Source organism: Curvivirga aplysinae (assembly GCF_009711445.1).
Taxonomy (GTDB): Bacteria; Pseudomonadota; Alphaproteobacteria; order UBA8366; family Aestuariispiraceae; genus Curvivirga; species Curvivirga aplysinae.
The window spans coordinates 1-22,884 of sequence record NZ_SMMC01000161.1; the positions used below are offsets into that span (position 1 = coordinate 1).

General features: G+C 40.9%; 20 protein-coding genes and 1 tRNA gene. 14 read left to right on the forward strand and 7 right to left on the reverse strand.

The window, feature by feature from the left end; all coding sequences use genetic code 11:
• From E1160_RS17095 to speD, 3 genes are all read left to right on the forward strand, one after another.
• A partial coding sequence (locus tag E1160_RS17095) for a hypothetical protein (RefSeq protein WP_218048761.1) occupies window positions 1-1,549 on the forward strand: 1,549 nt, incomplete at its 5' end.
• Between the two features lie 92 nt (window positions 1,550-1,641).
• A complete protein-coding gene (locus E1160_RS06935; RefSeq protein WP_155154336.1) occupies window positions 1,642-2,343 on the forward strand; it encodes a hypothetical protein in 702 nt (233 codons plus the stop codon).
• A gap of 191 nt (window positions 2,344-2,534) precedes the next feature.
• Window positions 2,535-3,014, forward strand: a complete 480-nt coding sequence (gene speD, locus E1160_RS06940; RefSeq protein ID WP_407923889.1) for an adenosylmethionine decarboxylase — start codon at window positions 2,535-2,537, stop codon at window positions 3,012-3,014.
• A 132-nt stretch (window positions 3,015-3,146) separates the two neighbouring features.
• Here speD and E1160_RS06945 read toward each other — a convergent pair whose 3' ends face one another.
• On the reverse strand, window positions 3,147-6,230 hold the full coding sequence (locus tag E1160_RS06945; protein ID WP_155154337.1) for a bifunctional [glutamine synthetase] adenylyltransferase/[glutamine synthetase]-adenylyl-L-tyrosine phosphorylase: 3,084 nt from the start codon (window positions 6,228-6,230) through the stop codon (window positions 3,147-3,149).
• Here E1160_RS06945 and E1160_RS17425 point away from each other — a divergent pair.
• Window positions 6,215-9,694, forward strand: a complete 3,480-nt coding sequence (locus E1160_RS17425; protein WP_155154339.1) for a YhdP family protein — start codon at window positions 6,215-6,217, stop codon at window positions 9,692-9,694. The two genes, E1160_RS06945 and E1160_RS17425, sit on opposite strands and share 16 nt — an antisense overlap.
• 88 nt (window positions 9,695-9,782) lie before the next feature.
• Here the strand turns inward: E1160_RS17425 and tyrS are convergent, their stop codons facing one another.
• Window positions 9,783-11,036, reverse strand: a complete 1,254-nt coding sequence (tyrS, locus tag E1160_RS06955) for a tyrosine--tRNA ligase (RefSeq protein ID WP_155154341.1) — start codon at window positions 11,034-11,036, stop codon at window positions 9,783-9,785.
• 141 nt (window positions 11,037-11,177) lie between these two features.
• Between tyrS and E1160_RS06960 the strand changes: the two genes are divergently transcribed.
• Window positions 11,178-12,272 (forward strand): anhydro-N-acetylmuramic acid kinase, encoded by a 1,095-nt coding sequence (locus E1160_RS06960; RefSeq protein WP_155154343.1) that lies wholly within the window; start codon window positions 11,178-11,180, stop codon window positions 12,270-12,272.
• Window positions 12,273-12,304: 32 nt separating this feature from the next.
• Here E1160_RS06960 and E1160_RS06965 read toward each other — a convergent pair whose 3' ends face one another.
• Complete coding sequence (locus tag E1160_RS06965; protein ID WP_155154345.1) at window positions 12,305-12,952, reverse strand: alpha/beta hydrolase; 648 nt, start codon at window positions 12,950-12,952, stop codon at window positions 12,305-12,307.
• A gap of 420 nt (window positions 12,953-13,372) precedes the next feature.
• On the opposite strand from E1160_RS06965, the gene E1160_RS17430 reads away from it, so the two are divergent.
• The 8 genes from E1160_RS17430 (at window position 13,373) to E1160_RS07000 (ending at window position 19,368) form a co-directional block, all read left to right on the forward strand.
• Window positions 13,373-13,684, forward strand: a complete 312-nt coding sequence (locus E1160_RS17430) for a serine O-acetyltransferase (protein ID WP_218048762.1) — start codon at window positions 13,373-13,375, stop codon at window positions 13,682-13,684.
• A complete protein-coding gene (locus tag E1160_RS17435; RefSeq protein ID WP_328597132.1) occupies window positions 13,681-14,124 on the forward strand; it encodes a serine O-acetyltransferase in 444 nt (147 codons plus the stop codon). The genes E1160_RS17430 and E1160_RS17435 overlap by 4 nt, the downstream gene beginning before the upstream one ends.
• 164 nt (window positions 14,125-14,288) lie before the next feature.
• Window positions 14,289-14,678 (forward strand): Rrf2 family transcriptional regulator, encoded by a 390-nt coding sequence (locus E1160_RS06975; RefSeq protein WP_155154347.1) that lies wholly within the window; start codon window positions 14,289-14,291, stop codon window positions 14,676-14,678.
• Between the two features lie 146 nt (window positions 14,679-14,824).
• The gene (locus tag E1160_RS06980; protein WP_155154349.1) at window positions 14,825-15,955 is read left to right on the forward strand and encodes a cysteine desulfurase family protein; all 1,131 of its coding nucleotides are present in this window, start codon (window positions 14,825-14,827) and stop codon (window positions 15,953-15,955) included.
• Window positions 15,945-17,111 (forward strand): cysteine desulfurase family protein, encoded by a 1,167-nt coding sequence (locus E1160_RS06985; protein WP_155154351.1) that lies wholly within the window; start codon window positions 15,945-15,947, stop codon window positions 17,109-17,111. The genes E1160_RS06980 and E1160_RS06985 overlap by 11 nt, the downstream gene beginning before the upstream one ends.
• A gap of 136 nt (window positions 17,112-17,247) precedes the next feature.
• Window positions 17,248-17,559, forward strand: coding sequence for a 2Fe-2S iron-sulfur cluster-binding protein (locus E1160_RS06990; protein WP_155154352.1), 312 nt, complete (start codon window positions 17,248-17,250; stop codon window positions 17,557-17,559).
• A 118-nt stretch (window positions 17,560-17,677) separates the two neighbouring features.
• On the forward strand, window positions 17,678-18,493 hold the full coding sequence (locus E1160_RS06995) for a hypothetical protein (RefSeq protein ID WP_155154354.1): 816 nt from the start codon (window positions 17,678-17,680) through the stop codon (window positions 18,491-18,493).
• A 14-nt stretch (window positions 18,494-18,507) separates the two neighbouring features.
• Window positions 18,508-19,368 carry a hypothetical protein gene (locus tag E1160_RS07000; RefSeq protein ID WP_155154356.1) on the forward strand — a complete coding sequence of 287 codons (861 nt, stop codon included), beginning with the start codon at window positions 18,508-18,510 and terminating at the stop codon, window positions 19,366-19,368.
• Here the strand turns inward: E1160_RS07000 and E1160_RS07005 are convergent.
• The 3 genes from E1160_RS07005 to E1160_RS07015 all read right to left on the reverse strand — a co-directional run bounded on the left by E1160_RS07005 (window position 19,365) and on the right by E1160_RS07015 (window position 22,055).
• Window positions 19,365-20,543 carry an aminotransferase class V-fold PLP-dependent enzyme gene (locus E1160_RS07005; RefSeq protein WP_155154358.1) on the reverse strand — a complete coding sequence of 393 codons (1,179 nt, stop codon included), beginning with the start codon at window positions 20,541-20,543 and terminating at the stop codon, window positions 19,365-19,367. The two genes, E1160_RS07000 and E1160_RS07005, sit on opposite strands and share 4 nt — an antisense overlap.
• 225 nt (window positions 20,544-20,768) lie before the next feature.
• Complete coding sequence (locus E1160_RS07010; RefSeq protein WP_155154360.1) at window positions 20,769-21,464, reverse strand: transglycosylase SLT domain-containing protein; 696 nt, start codon at window positions 21,462-21,464, stop codon at window positions 20,769-20,771.
• Between the two features lie 57 nt (window positions 21,465-21,521).
• Window positions 21,522-22,055: a GNAT family N-acetyltransferase gene (locus E1160_RS07015; protein WP_155154361.1), complete on the reverse strand. Its 534-nt coding sequence runs from the start codon at window positions 22,053-22,055 to the stop codon at window positions 21,522-21,524.
• Window positions 22,056-22,172: 117 nt separating this feature from the next.
• Here E1160_RS07015 and E1160_RS07020 point away from each other — a divergent pair.
• A tRNA-Val gene (locus E1160_RS07020) sits at window positions 22,173-22,247 on the forward strand.
• A 58-nt stretch (window positions 22,248-22,305) separates the two neighbouring features.
• Here the strand turns inward: E1160_RS07020 and E1160_RS07025 are convergent.
• The coding region (locus E1160_RS07025) for a BON domain-containing protein (protein WP_155154364.1) at window positions 22,306-22,884 on the reverse strand (579 nt) is incomplete at its 5' end.

Sequence of the window (22,884 nt, forward strand, 5' to 3'; positions counted from 1 at the left end):
ATTAGCATTCTATTTATTAATAAATTATTATGTTCGGCGCCCTATGAGTATACTTGAAGCGAATATTGGTTTATCTGGTGGGGTCGAAACAGTAAATGGTATATCAGTATGTTGTAATATAGAAGATTTCTATCGCAGCCAATGTCGACATATGATGGCTAGGCTTTTAAGGCCTTACTTTGAAAAGTACCAAATTACACCAACAGAATTAATGTTTGATAAGCGAAATCAAATCGCACTGGAAAAAAACGGCTCTCTTCTAAATTTTGCAATTTCCAAAGCTGCTGAACTGCAAACTAAGCATATAGGTGGTGATGAAAAAGAGCGAGAAGACACATTAAACAGCCTTTACTCTCAGTATCTTAATAATTTTGTTTCTGAAGAACTGTCAAAGATAGTCATCACTGAAGGCTGTGACTTAGATGCATTAACTGCTCAACTGATAGATGATGTTGGTGAATTAAAGGCATATAAAAGTTTCTGTTCAGCTATCGTTAGTTATCTTGACGGGTCTCCTAGTTGGGGAACCAAAGCTGTTCGTTTGATGGGGCTCTTGAAAACGTCGGAAATGCCTTTTGTTATTTCCATTCTTGATTCAATTCTAAGCGAGCTCCTATTGTTTGATATTGCAGTCAAAGATATATTTTCAGAAGAGAGTAATCGCATCAAACTTGCAGAAGATCTCTTGTCTATGTTGATTGCACAGCCTCAGCCTAGAAAAGACGCCAGTGAAGTTATATCCATGCTTCATTCTGTTGTTGTTACAACAGAATTACCCATGACAAGCGCAAGTTTGAAAAGAGCCTTTGGTGGTTTAATTGCGTCTCCTGATCCGCTTGTCGCACTCGATAGGTATTTAGATGATGATACTCCGCCAGAACTAGTTGAACTTTTGTCTTTGGGTAAACTTGCCCGCTTGATGGAAAAGGCCGGTGGTTGGTTTGATAACCCACGTATGGTTACAATCATGACAGAGCGCGTCGCAAAACTGACCGGTGAAGAATATTTGTATAAATATACGCGCAGGAAGAAGTTTTTAGCCTATAAGATTGAAGAATTATTGAGGATCTACCCTTTGGTCTATGGGGATGAAAATAAGGAACGGGTTGTTTCTTATTTATCCACGATGATTTTAGATGGGGAATTTGGTGAAACAATCTTTAGGGCCGGTGATACCCCTATGGTCCAACTTGGTATACCGGGTATTCTTGAACAAAAACTGCGACGGGCAAACTTGCCTGTGAAGAGTGCGAAGCTATTTGCCTCTAAATTTGCTGGGGTTCAAGAAGGGCATATTAGGAAAAATCAGGTTTTCGAAAAAATACGAAATTTGAGAGTCTCTGATCCCGAGAAGGGCGTTTATGTATTGGATCTAATGAGGCATGGTGTGTTTACCTCTGGTCGATGTCGGACTGCTGCGACTAAACTGGTTAAGATGTATCTAAATAGGACGGGAGCTATAGAAGAATATTGCCAAACAATAGAAGATGAGGAGGAGAGGGAAGAGAAACTTTTCCTTATTCAGTCTCAATTACGTGATTTTGGCTGATAGTTTTTCTAATATGGAGATTAGCGTTTGTAATAACATTGGCGTTTTAGGCTTTTGTATTTTAGAATTGTTACAAATGATTTAGGTGCCGAATGAAACGCATTCAATCTCTTAAAATTGTTACCAAGCTTGTTATGATTTTTTCAGCGAACGCAATTTTTCTAAACCTTGCGGGCGCATATGATGTCATTGATATTTGCTATGAAGAATGGCCACCTTTTATAGAAACTACCGAGACTGGTGATATTAAAGGAAGTATTGTTCCTTTGTTGAACGAATTACGTAGTAAATTACCGACTCAAATAAACCTTCTTCCCATTCCTTATGTTCGATGTTTAAAAGGAATAGAGACGGGTATCTATGATGGTATTTTAATGGATGACTCTGGACATCAAGGATTGCTGAGCACTGATTTCAAAACAGCAGACTGGGAATTAAGTATGCTTGTGCGTAAGGGTGAATACGCGAAGCTACAAGACCTTATAGATGACAAAAAGGCAATCGTTGGTTTCCCTTTTGAATATGATCATCCTGAGAGCGTGACATCAATCTTTGAAGGACGTATTGAACAAATCCATACTAAACCGGAAATTATTTATAAGTTGATGACGCATGATCGTATGGCAGCAGTTCTAGAGGATAAAGCTTGGTTGCTGGATATGATCGAACGCCATAATTGGCAAGGTTTTGAGGTCCTTGAACCTTCGATGTATCGGATAGAACAATTCCTCAATATTCACCCACGAAGGAAGGAATTCGTGCCGGAAGTTAACGCAGCGATAAGATCGCAATAGATACAAAGTAAAGATACCTTATTATATTATGTAGAGGATTATTCTTTAAATCGAAGAAGCCCCTTTTCCGTCTGTCATACATTATTAACTTGAAAAAAAACTCGATTTGCTGCAAAAGAGCGCCTTCTTGTCGTCGGGTTTCTATTTGGAATATCCTGACGGGTGTCTACTGGTTTGGAAAGGGGCCTGAAATGCCAAATGTTGGTAACCTTGCTGAACTGGGGATGGACCCGATGGAATTTGCATCGGGCGAAACCCCGGTAAGCAAAAATTTCAAAAATAATGAATTTGCAAATGATAAGGATTTCTTTATCGAACGAAATGGTGTTCGGTATGCAGGAATACATTTGTTAATTGATCTGTGGGGAGCGAGTAACCTCGATCAAATTGAACTGGTTGAAGAAACCCTTAGAAAAGGGGCTTTGGATGCTGGGGCAACAATTTTGCATTGCCACTTGCATCACTTTACGCCTAATGGCGGTGTGTCTGGTGTCTTGGTTTTAGCCGAATCTCATATTTCTATTCATACATGGCCTGAAGCAAATTATGCGGCGTTGGATGTGTTTATGTGTGGGGATTGTGATCCTCATAAAACAGTTCCTTTCTTGAAAGAAGCATTTAGACCTGAACGTATTGACGTGGATGAACAGCTTCGAGGAAAAGGTGTATAAATATAGCATGGGTTCATGATAATCCTGATGAACATAAAGAGATATGAAAGATATTCGTTCAGAATTTCATTGTTCTCATTGCTTTGCTTATTATTTGCGTTGATAGCTTATTTATGTGTTCTACCCATTTTTTTATGGGCCTAGATATGTCTCCAGAATAGCACGATTAATTTCTGAGCGCTGATCCATATACTCTACTAATTCTTCGAAATTCTCTTTTCCACTTACACGTAATAAAAGTCTCTTTCGGTTTTCAATTTCATCTTCGCCCTTTTCTGGTTTAGCAGCTGTTAAACGCATCACAGCTTGAATATTTCTCCATAACGCTAGGCTTGTAATCAGCATCTTTGTGTTCTCATCACTCAAAAGGCCAGCTTTATTTGCCTGTGATAGGCTAGCAGCTGTGTTTGGTGACAGGATTTCTGGATGCGAATGGGCATAGTTTAATTGTAAGAACTGGGCGATGAATTCAATATCAATAATACCGCCTTTGTAATGTTTAACTGCCCAGCGTTGATTTTCAGGATGTTGGCTGGCAATGCGTTCACGCATAGTCAGAATATCGTCTTTTAAGGTTTTCTTATCACGCTTCTGGCATAATGATCTTTGAATTGTATCTTCAAGGCGGTCTTTAAAACCTTCAGTTACGAATACCGGTCTTGCACGGGTCAAAGCCATATGTTCCCACGTCCAGGCTTTGCTTTTATTTTTGTCGCTTTCCTGACGATAGTATTCTTCGAAAGTAGAAAGTTGAGTCGCAACCGCGCCAGCATTTCCATCGGGACGTAAACGCCCGTCAACTTCATATAAGCGACCTTCGCCCGATTGTGCATTGATTGCCGTGGTAATGCGTTGACATAGACGAATGTAATACATGGTTGGGGAAAGTGGGCGATCTCCGTTGGATTCTTTGCAATCACCTGTATCATATACATAAACAAGATCGAGGTCAGAGCCCGGTTGTAATTCTCTACCACCTAGTTTTCCAAAACCAAGAATGGCAAAGTTATTTACTTTAAATGTTCCATGCGCTTGTTCAAACTCCTTAATTACTGCAGGAATTAAGCAATTCAAACCAACTTCAGCAACATGTGTAAGGCCATCACTTATGCCTTCTCCACCATTTAAATTACGCATGATATGGACCGAGATGCGAAACTTGTAATCATTGGTCCAACGACGGGTAATATCTAAAATATCTTGAAAATCCCGGGCTTGAGCTAACATGCTTTCAAGTTGTACCTGCATGATTTCTTTACCATCAACAGGCATGAAGAAATCAGAAGATAAAACAGCATCTAATAGCTGGGGACGACGTGCGAGCCATCCTGCTGATTGAGGAACTTCTCCCATAATTTCTGCTACGAGTTCTAAAAGCTGCGGGTTAATCTGGAAGAGTGAGAAAATTTGCACGCCTGAAGGAAGCCCTTCTAGAAATGTATCAAAACGAATGAATGCTTCATCTGGATCAGCCGTATTCGCAAATGCATCCAGAATAGTTGGTAACAATTCGGTTAAGATTTGACGGGCTCTTTCACTGCGGGTTGCACGATAGCGACCGCGATGCCAATTACGAATGAGAGAGCAAGTTCGTTCCGGTTGTTCATACCCCATATTTCGTAAATTCTCTATGGTTGCAGGATCATCATCGGTGCCCGTAAACACAAGCGATCCCTCATCACTACCTAAACTTCGAGACTCTTCAAATAATACAGCGTAATGTTCTTCTACTTTCCGTAAATGGCTCAGCAGAACATCTATCAGCTCTTGATTTGTTTTATATCCCATGAAATTGGCGAGAACCAAAAGCCCTTCTTCATCCCCCGGTAAGGTTTGGGTTTGTTGATCATCAATCATTTGTAAACGGTGTTCCAATTTACGTAGGAAATGATAGGCTTTTGTTAAATCTTCACAAACATCTTTTGTGACATGATCAAGGTCCGTCAAGGCTTGTAACGCTGCACAGGTGTCTTTGACACGCATTTGAATTTGCCTTCCACCCCATATCAATTGCTGGGTTTGTGCAAAAAATTCGATCTCTCGAATGCCACCTCGACCGATTTTTATATTATGATTTAAGACTGCAATTTCGCCACCACCTTTATGGGCGTGAATTTGGCGCTTGATAGAATGAATATCTTCAATCATGGCAAAATCTAGAGATTTACGCCAAACAAATGGTCGAATATCTTCAATAAATGCAGAGCCTAACTCCAAATCACCTGCTACAGGGCGTGCTTTGATCATCGCTGCACGTTCCCAATTTTGGCCAAGACTTTCATAATATGTCACAGCAGCCATGTAGGTCATTGCCAATGGAGTTGCACCAGGATCAGGCCTTAAGCGTAAATCTGTTCTAAAAACATAGCCATCTGCTGTGCGACTATCCATCAAACGCATTAAGTCTCTGGCGGCGCGAACGAAATCCTGACGTAAACGATGAGGATCTTTTGCCTGAATTTTTGTAGGTTCATAGAGTAAGATTAAATCCACATCGCTTGAATAATTTAATTCACGTGACCCAAGCTTCCCCATACCCAATACAAAGAAACCGGATTCCTTGTTGGGATCATCTGGAAAAGGTAGTGTAATTTCGTTTCGATGATGCATTTGATGTAAGATAAATGCAGTGGTTACACGGATTGTATGATCAGCAAGATCACTAATCGCATTAGTAACCTGTTTAAGATTCCAGATTTCTGTAATATCGGCAATTGCAATCAAAAGTGCAGCATTACGTTTTGCTTTGCGCAAGTTTTTAATCGTTTCAGCTTCACTTAATGGTGTTTTTTCAATGACGTTTAAATGATCTAATATTTCTTTAAAGCTTTGTTCTAATCCGGAATTAAAGAGTTTTATTGTAAAATCAAAGTCGCGTATTATAAGGTTGCCAAGGAAGTGGCTGCATCCGCAGATTCCTTTGATGAGAGATACAAAAACAGAATTATCAAACCACCCCTTGATCTCATCTGGAAAGTTCCCATCTACCCTAAAATTATCTTGCCACCGTTCAAATGTATTTTCGGCCAGTATAGGGTCTGCATTTTGAGGGAGAGTGGAAATATCAAGTTTCTGGAAATCCGCGTGCATTCTCAGTTCTTCCGGTATATGTTCTGGCGAAGAAAATTGGGTTGATGATGTGGGTGTTCTCAAGATATTTGAAACATCTTTGACAGATAAATACAAGGATTGGAATTTAAGTGGCTCGTCGCGCATTCATCCTGACCTTAGAATGGATAGCTGGATTGCTGGCAGGGATAGTTCTGTTGGCTGGTTTTGCTGTTTGGCAATTGTCGCAGGGGTCGGTATCGATCGATTTTTTAACTCAAGAGATTGAAAACGCAATCAATGCCGAGGAAATGCCGATTGCTATTGATATTGGTAATACTGCTCTCACATGGGGAGGGTGGTCAAAAGCATTGGAAATTGTTGCACAGGATGTAGATGTTACAGGTAAGGATGGGCAGCAAATTGCTTCTTTGTCTGAAATCGCGATTGATCTTCATGTTCCCGGATTATTAAAAGGGATCGCCGCACCGACGAAAATCGAGATATTAAAACCTAATCTATATTTGCGTCGTAAAGTAGACGGCAGTATTGACATTATCTTGCCCAAGAAATCTCCGAGTGGCGACGATGGCATTGACTTATTGAAGAGCAGAGATTTTACAGAGTTAAATTCTGATCATAATGTGGGGGGCGATGCGCAACTGTCGACATCTCTTTCTGACACGCTCGCTTTTTTGAAAGAGATTGAAAATATGCAAGGGAATTATTTTGCCTTACAATATTTGAAATCTATTTCTGTTTACGATGCAGATGCTGTATTCGACGATTTTATTACCTATAAAAGATGGCGTGGCGATGACATTATTATCACTTTCGTTAAAACGGAAGAGCAATCTATTTTAGATGTCTCGGGGAAAGTTTCTTCCGGCGATAAAAATGCTGAGATTGGATTAAGTCTATTTCATCCGTTGCATAAATCTGAACTAGACTTTGAAGGAGAGATACTTCAGACAAATGGTGATTTTATTTCCCATCTTTTGCCTGAATTTGATCCATATTTAGCATATATGCCGAAGGTAAGTGGCAAGGTTTCTGGTACCTATGATATCAGTGCTAATAAAGTGATATCGCGTGGGAAATTGAGCACTGTAGCTGGTGAGATTGAAGCGTTAGCCGAGGCGGATCTTAATACAGGAGATATATCGAGTGACCTAACCGTCGCGTCAGCTGATCTTGGGGAAATTATTACGTTTGGAGAGGCGTTGAAAACGTTTAACCAATTAGATACCTCTTTTAATGCAAATATTAGTTTAAGTGCTAATTTCATCGATCAAACAATAGCAGCGATTGATGGAAGCATTACTGCAGCAGCTGGGTTTGTTAACCTACCTGATATTTTTGAAAATGCCCTGAATTTCAAGAATCTTGAATTGGCGATCAATACAAAGCAAAATTTTCAACATATTGAAATTCCAAAATTAAGTTTCAAAACTGACGAATTTCAGATGAATGTGACAGCAAAAGCAATACGCGAAGGGCATGGAGAAAATATTCCATTCAATCTTGAACTAGAAGCTATTGGAACTGATTTTAATATGCGTTATTTGGATCAATATTGGCCTGAATCATTAGGGGTTGATGCACGCAAATGGGTTGTTCCAAATATTGTTGAAGGCGATGTTCCTTCTGCTAGTGTTCAATTATCAGCGACTTATGGTTTAGCAACACAAGAATTTGATTTACAAGATGTTGGAGGTGAGATTCAGCTTGAAAACGCAATAGTAGATTATTTATCTCCTATGCCGAAAGCCTCAAAAGGATTTGCAACAGCACGTTATGGTATCGACTGGTTTGATATTTCTGTCCATTCTGGTGAAGTTGGTGATATCAAACTTCGTGATGGTAAAGTTGTCTTTACAGACCTTGGAACAAAAGATAACGCCTACATCAAATTGCCTATTACCACGCCAGCAAAAGATGGAATGGTATTTCTTGACCATGAACCATTAGGATTTATTTCTGAACTAGGTTTAGAAACGGATGATATTACTGGCACGGCACAAGGCGTTGTCGAGTTAAATTTTGTGCTTCTAAAAGATTTGAAAAAAGAAGATATCAAGGTTGATGTGAAAGCAGATCTTTCAGATTTGACTATCATGGATGTTGTGCCTGATGTTGTTTTGACTGCGGAAAAATTAAAGTTGCTTGTTACAGAAAAGGAGCTTCATGCTTTTGGTGATGTGCAGGATGGTGATTATCAGTTCAATGTCGACTATTTAGAATACTTTCGTGAAAGCAATATCTTGCAGCGGAAATACGTTTTGTCGGGACAAGCTGATGACAAGTTCTTAATCAACAAAGGTTTGACGGTTTATCCTTATCTGGAAGGTGATTTTGATCTTTCAATTGTTATTCAAGAAGATTTTGATGGACAAAAATCTTATATTGGTAACGCTGATTTTATAAACGCAGCTCTGCTTTTCCCATTTTTTAATTTATATAAACCATATACTGTACCAGCCACTGTCGATTTCAATCTAACTCAAGAGGGCGATAGCGATGTTATTGTCGAGGATTTAAATTTTGTTTCTGATGATTTGGAAATGGAGTTAACAGCGACCTTTTCTTCAGATATGCAGGTCGCCAAAAAAGTGGATGTAAAGCGCTTCGTTTCACCAGATACCGATATACAGTTAAGTATTGAGCAGACGGATAGCAATCATCTGAATGTAAAGATTGCAGGAAATAAATTTGATGCGACTGGGGCATTTGACGAAATTCTGAATAGCGATGCAATGAATCCTGATGAAGATAATCCATCTGCGACCATTGAAGTGTTTCTTGATCAGCTTACGATGGAACCGAAGAGAAAATTCGATAAAGTTCGGATGGTTATCCAGCATACAGGGGAAGAATTAGATCAAGTGTCTTTAGATGCTCAATTGTCAAATGGTCAAGATATACAATTCAACTACGGACCTGATGTACAAGCGAATGTGGACGCGGAAACAGAAGGCAGAAACTTTATTCTTTCTACGTCAAGTATCGGTCAATTTCTGAATGACATGAACCTGTATCAAAAAATTGATGGCGGTAAAGCATTAGTTGTCGGACATAAGGCATATGGTTCGGATCATATTGACGGTAAGCTTTTTGTTGATAGTTACGTGATACATGATGCGCCTGCTTTAGCCCGCGTATTAGAAGCTGTCTCTTTAACGGGCTTACCTAGCGCCATAAGTGGTAGTGAAATGGTTATGGATAAAGCCGAAGGTGATTTTAGATTAGTGGATGGCGTGTTCCGCATTAAGAATATACGTACGTATAACCGATCTGTTGGTTTGGTGGTTGATGGTCAGTATGACTTGGATAATGATGAGATTAGAATTAAGGGAACTGTTGTGCCTGCATATGGTGTCAACCAAGCCATCGGGAATATTCCTGTATTGGGATGGATATTAACAGGCGGTGACGGTGGTGGTTTGTTCGGTGCTACATTCTATATTGCGGGTGGAAAGAATAATCCAAATGTGAGCGTCAATCCGGTATCAGTTCTTACGCCGGGCATTTTACGACGGCTATTTGATTTCTCCGAAACAAATTATTCACCACTTTCGAAAGATCAATCTGATTCTAGGCAAGATATTCATGAAGGTTTAAACAAGAAGTAACATCAATTCGATTCAAGTTGATGTTCGATTAAAAAGCCGAGCAAACTCAATCTGCTCAGCTTTAATCATTACATTGCGATAAAGTTATTTAAACGACCTTAAGAACTGCGTGTTTCTTTTTTCCCAAAGATAGTTTTATGACTTTGTCGCTATCAAGATCAGAAGCATTTAGGCTATATCGAGGATCATCGATTTTTTGATCATTTACCTTTACAGCTCCTTGTTGCACAAAACGACGTGCTTCACCATTTGATGCTGTTAATCCCATTTCTGTTATTGCACCGAGTAAACCGATACCTGCTTCTAAATCCGTGGACTTGATTTCCTTTGTAGGAAGATCGTCACCAATTGCGCCTTGCTCAAAGGTTTTTTGTGCTGTCTCAGCTGCCTTTAAGGCTGCCTCTTCGCCTCGACAAAGCTTGGTTGCTTCATGGGCCAAAATCTTCTTTGCTTCATTGATTTCTGCGCCTTGAAGTTTTTCAAGACGTTCAATTTCGTCCAAAGGCAACTCTGTGAAGAGGCGTAAGAATTTGCCAACATCTGCATCTTCTGTATTACGCCAATATTGCCAATAGTCATATGAGGGGAGGCGTTCCTCGTTCAACCAAATGGCGCCAGAAGCTGTCTTACCCATTTTGGCACCTGACGCAGTGGTTAATAACGGAACAGTTAAACCGAAGACTTGCTTTTCTTCGACACGGCGGGTGAGCTCGATACCGTTTACAATATTTCCCCATTGGTCAGAGCCCCCCATTTGCAGGCAACAATCCATACGACGTGATAGTTCACAGAAATCATATGCCTGCAAAATCATATAGTTGAATTCTAGGAATGTGAGTGGTTGTTCACGATCAAGGCGCAATTTTACAGAGTCAAAAGACATCATACGGTTAACAGAAAAATGTTTTCCATAATCACGCAAGAAATCAATATAGTTGATCCCACGTAACCAATCATCATTGTTCACCATAACAGCATCAGTTGGACCTTCACCAAATGTCAGAAACTTTGAGAAGATTTTTTTGATGCCAGCGATGTTTTCCTGAATTTTTTCATCAGTCAGAAGCTGACGGCTTTCATCTTTACCGCTTGGGTCACCAACACGTGTTGTTCCCCCACCCATCAATACGATAGGTTTGTGGCCGGTTTTCTGTAACAGACGTAATAACATGATCGGTACCATTGATCCGACATGCAAGGAATCTGCAGTCGCATCAAACCCGATATAGGCTGTGATAGGACCTTTTAAAGCGCGTTCATCCAAGGCATCCATATCGGTTGCCTGATGTAAGTAGCCGCGTTCAACAACAGCTTTCAAGAAATCAGAATTTGGAGATGTCATTACTCTTTGCTCTTTTCAAAAATGCTGCAAATATGAAATGATAATTGCAGCAGGTCCGTATATAAATATTCATAGGCGGGGATTTAACATGTCTTGATCCGACCTGCAATGCGCAAGCGGAAATTAACAATTAGGATAAGAATGGCTGAAGAAGATATCAATAATGCAGAATGGTGCATAGGTCTTATGAGTGGTACCTCCTTAGACGGTGTGGATGCTGCATTGATTAAAACTGATGGGCATCAGGTGTTTGAAGAGGGGCCAAGTTATTACTTGGCATATCCCGATGATTTCCGTGAAAGATTACGTCATTGTTTTGGGCTTGATGAAGCAAAAAAAGCCCCCAATGAAATTGTTAAGGAATTGACCGACTTTCATATCGAAGCTGTAAGTTTGTTGATGGAAGTTGCGAGGCTGCCTGCTTCTGAAATCGGTTGTATCGGCTTTCATGGGCAAACAATCCATCACGACCCTGATAACGGAATTACTGTCCAGATTGGTGATGGTCAAAGATTGGCGGATGCACTGGAAATCAAAGTTGTTTATGATTTTCGTGTGGATGATGTGGCCGCGGGCGGAGAAGGTGCGCCTTTAGCCCCTGTTTATCATCGTGCCTTGGCAGACGGGTTGGAGCATCCAGTTGCGATCCTAAATATTGGCGGTGTTGCAAATGTAACCTATCTGGATGGTGAGGAGATGATTGCCTTTGATACCGGGGCGGGTAACGCCTTCATGGATGATTGGATTTTACGGAAGGCAGGCTTGAAATTTGATGATGGCGGTAATATTGCCCGTCAGGGAAAAGTCGACCAATCTCGCCTCGCGTCTTGGTTTGCAAACAGTTATTTTCAGCGTCCAATCCCCAAGTCATTGGATCGTGATCAATTTAAACAAGTGGATGTAGAAAATTTGTCTCTGGAAGATGGATTGGCCACTTTGGCAGCTTTTACTGTTGAGGCAGTCTATAAAGCACAAAACTGTTGTCCTAAGCCCCCTAAACGTTGGCTTGTATGTGGCGGAGGACGTCACAATCAGTATTTGATGGACCAATTAAATCAGCGTCTTGATGGTGATGTGGTTGCTGTTGAGGACGTTGAGTGGGATGGTGATGCGTTAGAAGCCCAAGCGTTTGCCTTTACAGCGAAAAGAGCTGTTCTAGGCTTGCCTATCAGTTTTCCAAAAACAACAGGCGTTTCAGAAAACAAAACAGGCGGCAAATTGATTTATCCCAAATAGCCGCCCGCTAATTTTTTATGTACTAGAATTTCTTAGATACGATCGGGACCGTTTGCATCCAAATATGCAGAAATACGATCTGTCATATTGTCTAGTTTTTCTGCAAAGAAATGATCTGCACCTGCTTCCAAGTGATATTCAACATGAATACCTTGTTGCAGATTTAGTTTCTCAGCCAATTTTTCAACTGAATCATGCGGAACGATATCGTCTGCATCACCTTGAAGCATTAAGCCCGAAGATGGACATGGGGCAAGGAAGCTGAAATCATACATATTTGCAGGCGGTGCAACAGAAATGAATCCGTTGATTTCTGGGCGACGCATTAATAATTGCATACCAATCCACGCGCCAAATGAAAAACCTGCAACCCAGCATTGCTTTGCATTTGGGTTCTGGCTTTGCAACCAATCCAAAACGGATGCTGCATCAGATAATTCGCCTTCGCCTTTGTCATATGTACCTTGGGAACGACCAACACCACGGAAGTTAAAGCGAAGTGTCGCAAAGCCACGCTGTGCGAAATGGTGGAACATGGCATAGACAACTTTGTTGTTCATCGTGCCGCCATGAACTGGATGAGGGTGCAAGAAAAGAGCGATAGGCGCATCTTCAGTTTTACCCGGTGTGTAGCGACCTTCGATACGACCCTCTGGGCCGTTAATAATAACTTCAGGCATAGTGTTCAGAAACCTTACTTATGAATTCATGGACAATTTAACGAAGTGGGATCACCGATTAAAGGGATTTGAAATGAATTATTTCCTGTAATTCATAAGCATAAATCCAGTAAAATTGGCAAAGAATGGCCCCCTTCAGTTGACGCATTTCATATTTCCCTTATATGAATAGGGAATAAGAGAACGTTTGATATAGACTTATTTGACAGAAAACCAGCAAAAAACGCAAGCTATAGTCAGAGAAGTGTCATATCTATATAATGAAATATTGTTTTTTTGAGGGGCCTGTCAACTATCCTGTTTAGGATAAAGGTTAGATAACAGAAAAATTCAGGATTTTCAGTTGAATTAAAACGGGCTTCGGCCTACATAAAGCCCCTCACTTATATAAATACTAAATGATCAGGATGGAGACAGAAAATGATTAAAAGCATCCTCCGCGAAATTGATGGCATGATCGAACGCGATCCGGCTGCCCGGTCGCGATTGGAAGTTGCGCTCTGTTATCCATCTTTTCATGCAATTATGGTTTATCGTGTTGCGAATAAATTGTGGGGACGTGGTTGGCGCCTGTTTCCGCGCTTTATCTCACAAGTTGCTCGTTGGTTCACAGGTATTGAGATGCATCCTGGTGCTACAATTGGTCAAAAACTATTCATTGACCATGGTATGGGGGTCGTGATTGGCGAGACTGCAATCATTGGTGTAATGTTACTTTATATCATGACGTGACCTTAGGCGGCGTTTCCCCGTCAGAAGATTCTGATGGTCAGCGTTGCCAGAAACGTCACCCAACATTGGAAAATAATGTGATCGTGGGTGCTGGCGCTCAAATTCTTGGACCTATTACAGTGGGTGAATGTGCGCGGGTTGGTGGTAATGCAGTCGTTATTAAAGATGTACCGCGTCGGGCAACCGTTGTTGGTATTCCTGCGAAAGTTATTTCTAAGTCAAAAAAGGATACGACATTTGCCCCATATGGTACACCGGTTGGGGATGATTTACCTGATCCTGTTGCACGTGCTATCGAAGGTCTTATGGATCATGTATCGAAGTTAAATACGCAGGTTGCTCATTTGGAGGATCGTCTGGAAGAAGCCGAGAGAAAGGGCCCTGTTGTAGGATTGGATGAAAATGCCGAAAGATTTGATCATAAAGTTTCTTCTGATTAAGGTTTTGGTCGTATTGATTATGGTTGGAGCTGCAGTTTTTCTCTTCTAACTGCGGCTCTTTTTCTACTTTAAATTAGAATAGTTACAAACCTATCTTTTTTTCTTGTCAGCTGTTGAAAAGCTGATTAAACCTTTTATCGTTTCTAAATGATGAGGTTGCTAATATGCGATTAGATACACGAAGCAGATATGCCATCGTGGCGATTGTTGATATGGCTTTACACGAAGATAAAGGCCCGATCACATTGTCTACATTGGCAGAGAAGCAAAATATTTCGATCTCATATCTGGAACAAATTTTCGCGAAGTTAAAAAAAGCAGGGATCGTTGAATCCTTGCGCGGGCCAGGCGGGGGATACGTGGTTCGTGGGGATGGCAAGGATATTACTCTTGCAGATATTCTTCGTGCAGTTGATCCGGAATTAGGTCGAAAGAAAAATAATAATCATCACGAACATATTGAAATGTTTTGGGATGCGCTACATGGACATGTAGCAGACTTTTTCGAAAATATTACATTACATCAAGTGGTTCAGGGCGAAGTTCGCATTTAACCTTGTGATGTATATAAATTTCAAAAGAGGGCACTTGGGAGGCCCTTTTTTTGTGCATAAACATGCAGAATTTCTTATGAATATTGTTTTTTCGGATATGATCCCCTAACTAGAATGTAATCAGCAATTATTAAAAGAACTGATCAATGGTTTATCTTGATTATAATGCAACTTGTCCGTTACGTCCGGAAGCAAAAGAAGCCATGCTAAAAGCGATGGACTTGCCTGGTAATCCAAGCTCTGTACATTCTGCAGGGCGGGAAGCTCGGCGGGTATTAGAAACTGCCCGTCGGCAGGTTGCAAAATTATGTGATGTACAAGCAGACCAAGTGATTTTTACTTCAGGCGCAACCGAAGCCAATAATATGGTGTTCAAGGGGGTGTCTCAAGATACGTATATCCTGACGTCGGCGATAGAACATGATTGTGTTATTGATTCAACAACAAATGCAGAACGCTTACCTGTTACTAAAGCAGGTATTCTTGATCTGGAAATATTAAAAGTAAGGCTTGAAGAATTAACAACAAGCTTTCCTGAACGACCAATTCTTCTTTCCGTTATGGCGGTTAATAACGAAACTGGGGTTATACAACCAATTGATCAGATCGTAGAAATTGCAGAGGCATACAAGGTCAATATGCATTGTGACGCTGTTCAGGCCGCGGGTAAAATTCAACTGCCGAAAGTTGGCGGTGCCTTAAGATGTATGAGTATATCTGCGCATAAGATAGGCGGACCTAAAGGGGTCGGGGCTCTGATTATTGATGCTGATTTCGAACTAACTGCATTGATACACGGCGGTGGACAGGAACGCCGTCGCCGCTCCGGTACGGAAAATATGATAGGTATCGCAGGTTTTGGGGCTGCCGCTGAAAAAGCCTTGGATGAGGTAAATCAGCTTCAGGAATATCAAGAACTGCGTGATAAATTTGAACGCGATATGAAACAAGCAATTCCAATTGTTCAAATCATGGGGGAAGAGGCGGACCGTCTACCAACAGTGTCTAATATCGCTTTGCCAGATGTGAAGGCAGAAACGCAAGTCATGGCGATGGATTTAGCGGGTATTTCCGTAAGTGCAGGTTCTGCATGTTCTTCTGGGAAAGTAAAACAAAGCCATGTGCTAGAAGCTATGGGATATCCTTTTGAAATAGCGGGAAGTGCAATTCGAATTAGTCTTGGTTGGGATAGTAAACCTGAAGACATGATAAAGATGTTTCAAGCTTATAAACGTTATGCAGAAAAAATGGGTAAGGGGCCTGTAAATGAAGAATAAGCCCATCAATCCTATTTATCTAGATTATCATGCGACTACACCTTGCGATCCAAGGGTCGTTGATGTGATGATCCCGTGGTTTACGCAAAAATTTGGAAATCCACATTCTGCTGATCATCGTCATGGCTGGGAGGCTGCAGAAGCTGTTGAAGATGCACGTAAGTCAGTGGCTAAATTGATCGGTGCGACGTCAAAAGAAATCTATTTCACCTCAGGGGCAACGGAATCCAATAATCTGGCAATTAAAGGTGTTGCGCGAGCCCGCAAAGAACTTGAAGGGCGTGATCATGTGATTACCGTTGCAACAGAACATAAATGTGTGTTGGAAAGTGTTGCACGATTACAGGCTGAAGGCTTTAGGACAACCTACTTACCTGTAAATACAGATGGTTCGATCGATCTGGCAAAACTTGAAGATGCGTTGGATGAGAAAACAGCTATTGTATCAATCATGGCTGCAAATAATGAAATTGGTATTCTGCATCCAATTCAGGAAATCGCATCCTTGGTTCATAAGGTCGGCGCATATTTACATTCCGATTGTGCGCAGGCCGTTGGAAAAATACCGGTGAATGTAAAAGACTGGGATTTGGATTTGATGAGCATAAGTGGCCATAAAATTTATGGTCCCAAAGGCATTGGTGCGATTTTTATTCGTAAACGACCCCGTATTGCGATTAATCCATTAATGGATGGTGGCGGTCAAGAACGTGGTATTCGTTCTGGCACTCTGGCACCCGCCTTATGTGTCGGGTTGGGGAAAGCATGTGATATCGCATCGACTGAGATGGATGAAGAAGATAAACGCATCAAATCTATGCGAGATCAGCTTTGGGAAAAATTATCATCCGCTTGTCCTTTAGTTGAACTCAACGGTTCATTTGAAAATCGATTATCTGGAAATTTAAATATTACTATTCCTGGTGCGGAAGGATCTGAAGTTATGGCCGCCTTGGATGGTTTGTCAGTATCAGGTGGGTCAGCATGCAGTTCAGGCGGTGGAGCGTATAGTCATGTTTTATCTGCATTAGGTCATGACCCCGCAAGGGTCGCAGCTGGTATACGTATCGGATTAGGTCGTTTCACAACTCAAATCGAACTGGATATGGCAAGTGAATTGTTGATAGCTGTTATTAACAAACTGGCGAGAAATTAATAAAAAAGCTGAAAATTAGATATTAAACTATTGAGAACTGAATCTATGTTTGACTTTCAGGTATGGCTGACTAAGAAGAGATAATAAATTTTTATAAAGGCATTGCCTGCCAAATTGATTAGGTGAGATTACAGACATGGCGACATTTACAATTGTAGATCGTGACGGGTCCAAAAAAGAAATTACAGCTGCGGATGGTGAGTCCTTAATGGAAGCTGTTTTGGACAATGATGTGGATATTGAGGCTGCCTGTGAAGGGTCTCTTGCATGTGCCACATGTCACCTTGTTTTGGATCAGGAAACTTACGATAAGTTAGGTGAACCGTCTGAAGATGAAACAGATATGTTGGATTTGGCTTTTGGCTTAACAGCAACCTCTCGTTTAAGCTGCCAGATTAAAGTTTCTCCAGAATTGGATGGAGCAACAATCACAGTTCCAGAAGAATAAGTTTTTAAAACTTGTCTCCATACGAATGAAGCCTTCCACAATTTGTTGGAAGGCTTTTTTATTTGACATTTAGATAGAACAACCGCTCAAATCAAAAGAATAATTCAAGGGAGCCATTATGGAAAAACTGCCGGTCTGGTCTATTTTAAATGATAGCATTTTATATGTGAAAAATGAGTCTGCATTTTTCTTACGCGCAGCTTTTTTTCCATTTATTCTGCTTGTACTTTTCCGTTTCATTTTACTGTTCTGGCTTTCAGGTCAGGGGTATTCCTTGCAGATGCAAGGAACGATACTTTTCTATATGAATGTTATTGTTGAGCAGCTCATTCTTATACCACTATGGGTCTCTGTTTATCGTCGCATTATATTAGGGGATGAGGCCGGTGCATTTGGATATTTTTCTCATCTAGATAATAAGATTGCTTACCTGAAATATGAAATTCTGTTTATCGTGATGATGTTAGTCCCGATGTCAATTGGGAGTTATGCAAATTATCACTTAATTGAAGCAGCACAATTTTCTGAAAAGGTACAATTAACAGTATCTGCGCGGTATATACCGTATCTAGTATTTGCAACCTCGCTCTACATTTTTGTTCTTGTGATTTCCATGCGCTTCACGTTGATCTTACCTGCAATGGCAATTGGCGCATCCGCAAGATTAATAGATAGCTGGCGTGCAACCAAAGGACATATTTGGCGATTATTGGCATATGTATTCTTTTACATTCTGACCGTTGGTATGTTAAATTTTTTCCTGCGTGGCTTGTTAAATATGCCGGAAAGAAGTGACATTTCGGGAAGTTTATCTCTGGATATGTTTTATTCAGTGATGCTATTTATGATCAGCGTGCCAATGGGGTGCATATTAACAACGGCTCTGGCATATGCATTTATATTTCTTGCTCAGCAAGATGAGCAAAACAATTAACTATGGGGAAAATAATGGAAAAATTACCAGTTTGGGGAACTGTAAAAGAGAGTTTTAGCTTTTGTTTTGGTAATATCAGTACATTGGTTAAGTTATCTCTTATACCAATTGCACTATATGTCGCATTGATCCTAGGGAAGTTTTATCTATATGATGCGGTACTCATTGACGCTTTAATGGGAAATCAAGAAGGTCTGGCTGAGTTGGAATTTTCAGTTTTACCTTATATATTTCAGTTTGTTTCTGTACTTGTTGTGTTACCAGTTATTACGGCTTGGCATAGGAACTATCTGGTTTCTTATGAAACGGGAGAACCCACAAAAATTCAATTCGGGTCTAATGAAATTCGCTATCTTATGTATTTAATTCTAGTATTTATGTTAGTGATTATCAGCATTGTCGCGCCTATTTCAGCAGGTATCTGGCTTATAACATCTGAAACTGGACCTTTTTTTGGTTTTGTATCCATTTGCTTAGGAACTGTTTTAGCAATTTTCATTTCCTCAAGATTAACGATGGTATTTCCTGCTGCAGCAATTGGGGCACAAGCAGGATTGAAAGATAGCTGGCGGGCAACTAAGGGGTCCGTTTTGAGAATCATTGCTACACAATTATTGTTGGGTCTCATAGTTATTGCAGTTTTGCTTGTTGTTATTGGTTTAGTCGGTGCCGTGATAACACCAATGCTTATGACTGGTAATATGGCCGCAGAGTCATTGAAGACGATAACATTGTTTTCTGGCCTCATTTATATACCTGCAGAAGTTCTTGTGACCGCAATAGGCGTTTCCTGCCTTTCTATCATCTACAAGTTTCTTTCAACTCGAGATGACAGAGTAGAAGCAGAAAGCGTAGTTGGATCTGAAAAATACTAATCAGTCGTGAAATTTCTCATCACATTAATAAAGTGATCGATTTCTTCTTCTGTATTGTAATAATGAACAGAGGCACGGATTGTTTCGGTGATCCCTGCCTCTCTTTGTTCGGGGCGGGTCAGTTGGGTGCCTGAGGCGGAAACGTGAACATGGTTCTCACGCAATTTGAGTTTAGCCTTACTTGCATTCACATTTTCTTTTGTGAAGGTGACAAGACCGCATTTTTGTTGGCCTGGATCCCATAATGTAACACCATCGATGTTTGATAGTCCGTCCCGCAGACGCGACGCCAAGAATTGAATGCGTTGCCAAATATTTTCCGCGCCAACATCCATCATATAATCGAGTGCAATGCCAAGAGCAGCCTGACCGCCAAAATAGCGTTCCCAGTTTTCAAATCTTTTTGCATTTGGCAGGATTTCATAACTGTCTGGTGTGACCCAAGGGGCAGCATGATTATCTAGGAATGGCGGGTTTAATTTTTCGACCCAATTTTCGGAGACCCATAAGAAGCCTGTACCTCGAGGCCCGCGGATATATTTACGCCCGGTCGTGGAGAGCATATCACACCCAATCTTCTTCACATCGATAGGCATTTGTCCTACGGATTGGCAGGCGTCCAATAGAAACGGGATATTATGCTTCTTGGCAATAATACCAACCTGTTCAATGGGATTAACTAAGCCGCTATTAGTCGGGATATGAGAAATAGCGATCAATTTCACATCAGATGTAATTGCTTTTTCAAGTGCCTCAACATCCAATTGGCCATATTCGTCATTAGGGATAGCAATGAAATCCATGCCGAAACGTTCTTTCGCATGAATATAGGCAACCATGTTGGAGTTATAGTCGGTAACACTGGTCAATAGAATATCACCGGGCTTCCAGTCAAAAGCGTAAAACACCATATCCCATGCTCTTGTCGCATTCTCAATAAATGCAATTTCACTAGGTTTCCCATTCACAGCTTTTGCAGCTGCAAGATAAAAATTATCCAAATCAGCTTTATATAAATCCGCTGTTTCATATCCACCTAGTTCTGCATCTTTATTTAAGTAGTTATTTAGATAATCCTGTACAGGCGCAGAAGTAAGCGAGGAACCTGCGTTGTTAAGATGTAAAATATTTTTACAACCTCTAGTCTCTTTTCTGATACGTTGAATATCTATCATAGCTGCTCTCCCCGCGAAAAAGTGAAACTTTACATTATCGACAGATTATAGATTTAATTTTGAAGTTATGGATGATTAGTCGATATGAAGGGGTGATCATTCCAGCAACTTAATGACCTGTCCAGATACAAAAATGTCAGGGATACAATTATCTGATCAGCGCGATCAAATATTGCTGCGTGCGAGCAGATTGATCCGTTGCAATAGAGCTAAAACAAACCTGACTTAGTTTGTTGATGCTGTTTGTGGGATATTTGTACGGTTGGGGGATGTTTCCCGTTGTAGTTTTTGCCAAAGGGAAATGATCTTTTTCGCATATGGATTATGTTTGGACGCATTACCTGAATGATAATATTTAACGGCCTTGGTCCAGCTTCCATGACGGTAACGTAGATTGGTTAAGAAAGTGGCTGCATAGGCCACATTATGGATCGGATTAAAAGCTTCTTCGATATTCTTGAAAGCATCACCATGATAGTAAAGGTTTACTTGCATGCAGCCGACATCGATATTGCTAACCCCTTTATGGCGTAGCTTTTTCACTTCTTTTAAGGCATCAAATTTTGAATTGAGATAACGGCCTTTACCTTCAGCCATGACTGTCCATGGCCATAAAGTCATACCTTCCAAAGATTGTTCACTTTGAGAAATGTTTTTAGGTAACCCACGGCCTGATTCACCTAAGGCAATCGCATGAAGTAACTTGCGCGGGATACCCATGGATTTTTCCGCATATGAAATGGCTTCTTCACATAGCATAACACCATCCGCCGCCCCATGTATTTTGGACAATGGTAAAGTGCCAAGAAGACTGTTATTTGGAACCTTATTTCCCGCATGAGCAGGTAATAGACTTGCCCAGAAATATAACGCCAGAACACCAACTAAACTTGGCCATTTAATGCTGTTTAAAATACTCATTTCTCTCTCCTATAAAGAAATAAGCAAAAGCAATGCCAAAATGGCGTATTTTAGCGTTTATTCAGGTAGCGTTAAATTCCCGCCATTAATTGGGCGTTGCATCATAACTGTATCCACCCAGCGCCCATGTTTGAAACCCGTACCAGGCATCGTACCTATCATGTTGAAACCACGGGATTTATGTACGCCGATAGAGCCTGCATTGGCACTATCTCCGATCACTGCAATCATTTGACGATAACCTCGCTTGCTACACTCTTCGACTAATGTATCTAGCATGAGACCGCCTAAGCCATGACCTTCTGCACCGGGTTTTAAATAAAGGGTTGTTTCAATGGTGAAGCGATAGGCATTTCTTTCCCTAAAACTGCCCGCATAACAATACCCCAAAATCTCACCTTCATTACTTTCTACGACGTAATAGGGTTGGTTTTTGGATTGTATGAGGTTGAAGCGCTTCGTCATTTCTTCGGCTGAGGGTGGTTCTTCCTCAAATGAAGCGCTGCCATATGCCACATGATGTGCATAAATCTCTGTAATGGCAGGAATATCAGAAAGTGCAGTTTGGCGAATAGAATATGTATCAGTCATGTTTGTATAGGATCATATTCGCATATTTTATCCAAGCTTTTTGAACATTGCGAAATCGAAAAATCCGGTTGCCAAAGCATCACGGTGCAGGTAGAACAATCTCCACAAAATTGACATGGACGATTAGCTCAGCGGGAGAGCACTTCGTTGACATCGAAGGGGTCGGCAGTTCAATCCTGCCATCGTCCACCATGTTAAAGCCTTGGGAAACCAAGGCTTTTTCTTTTGGTCGTATCTGGAAATGATTCAACTATTTCACAGAGCGGACAAATGAGTGGTCGATAAGGTTTTTGACACCATCAATATCACGAACAAGGCGGCGCATATCACTTCGTTCTTGTTGAGTTAAGGCGCGTCCGAATAGATAAACAGTGCCGTTGACGGTGTTCCAGCGCCAATTTGTGTGCCTAATAAAGCTGTTTGTTGCTGCTTGGGCATGGATTTTCTGATTTATCAAAATATCTGATGCGGTGTCGCCGGTTGAGCTATCAGCTTTAGCAATGGTCAGCTCATTGATAACCTTTTTTACACTTCCTGTATCTCGCGCAATTGAGTTCACAGCATTTCTATCCGAGGAATTTTCGAGCGCACCAGTCAATAAAACCACTTGTTCGTAAACGATGACGCTTGTAGAGGCTGCGGCAGAAGCGCCTTGTTTATCGGCGATTTCTGCGAGAATTTCGGTTTTGATTTGGGTATCCGTAGCGATATCATCCCCAGATCGATCTTCGAAAGCCATTTCCAAAGCTGAGACACAGCCACTTAATGACAGAAATAGTAAAATGACGGAGATGTTTTTGAATATATAGCTGTATTTTATCATCGGATA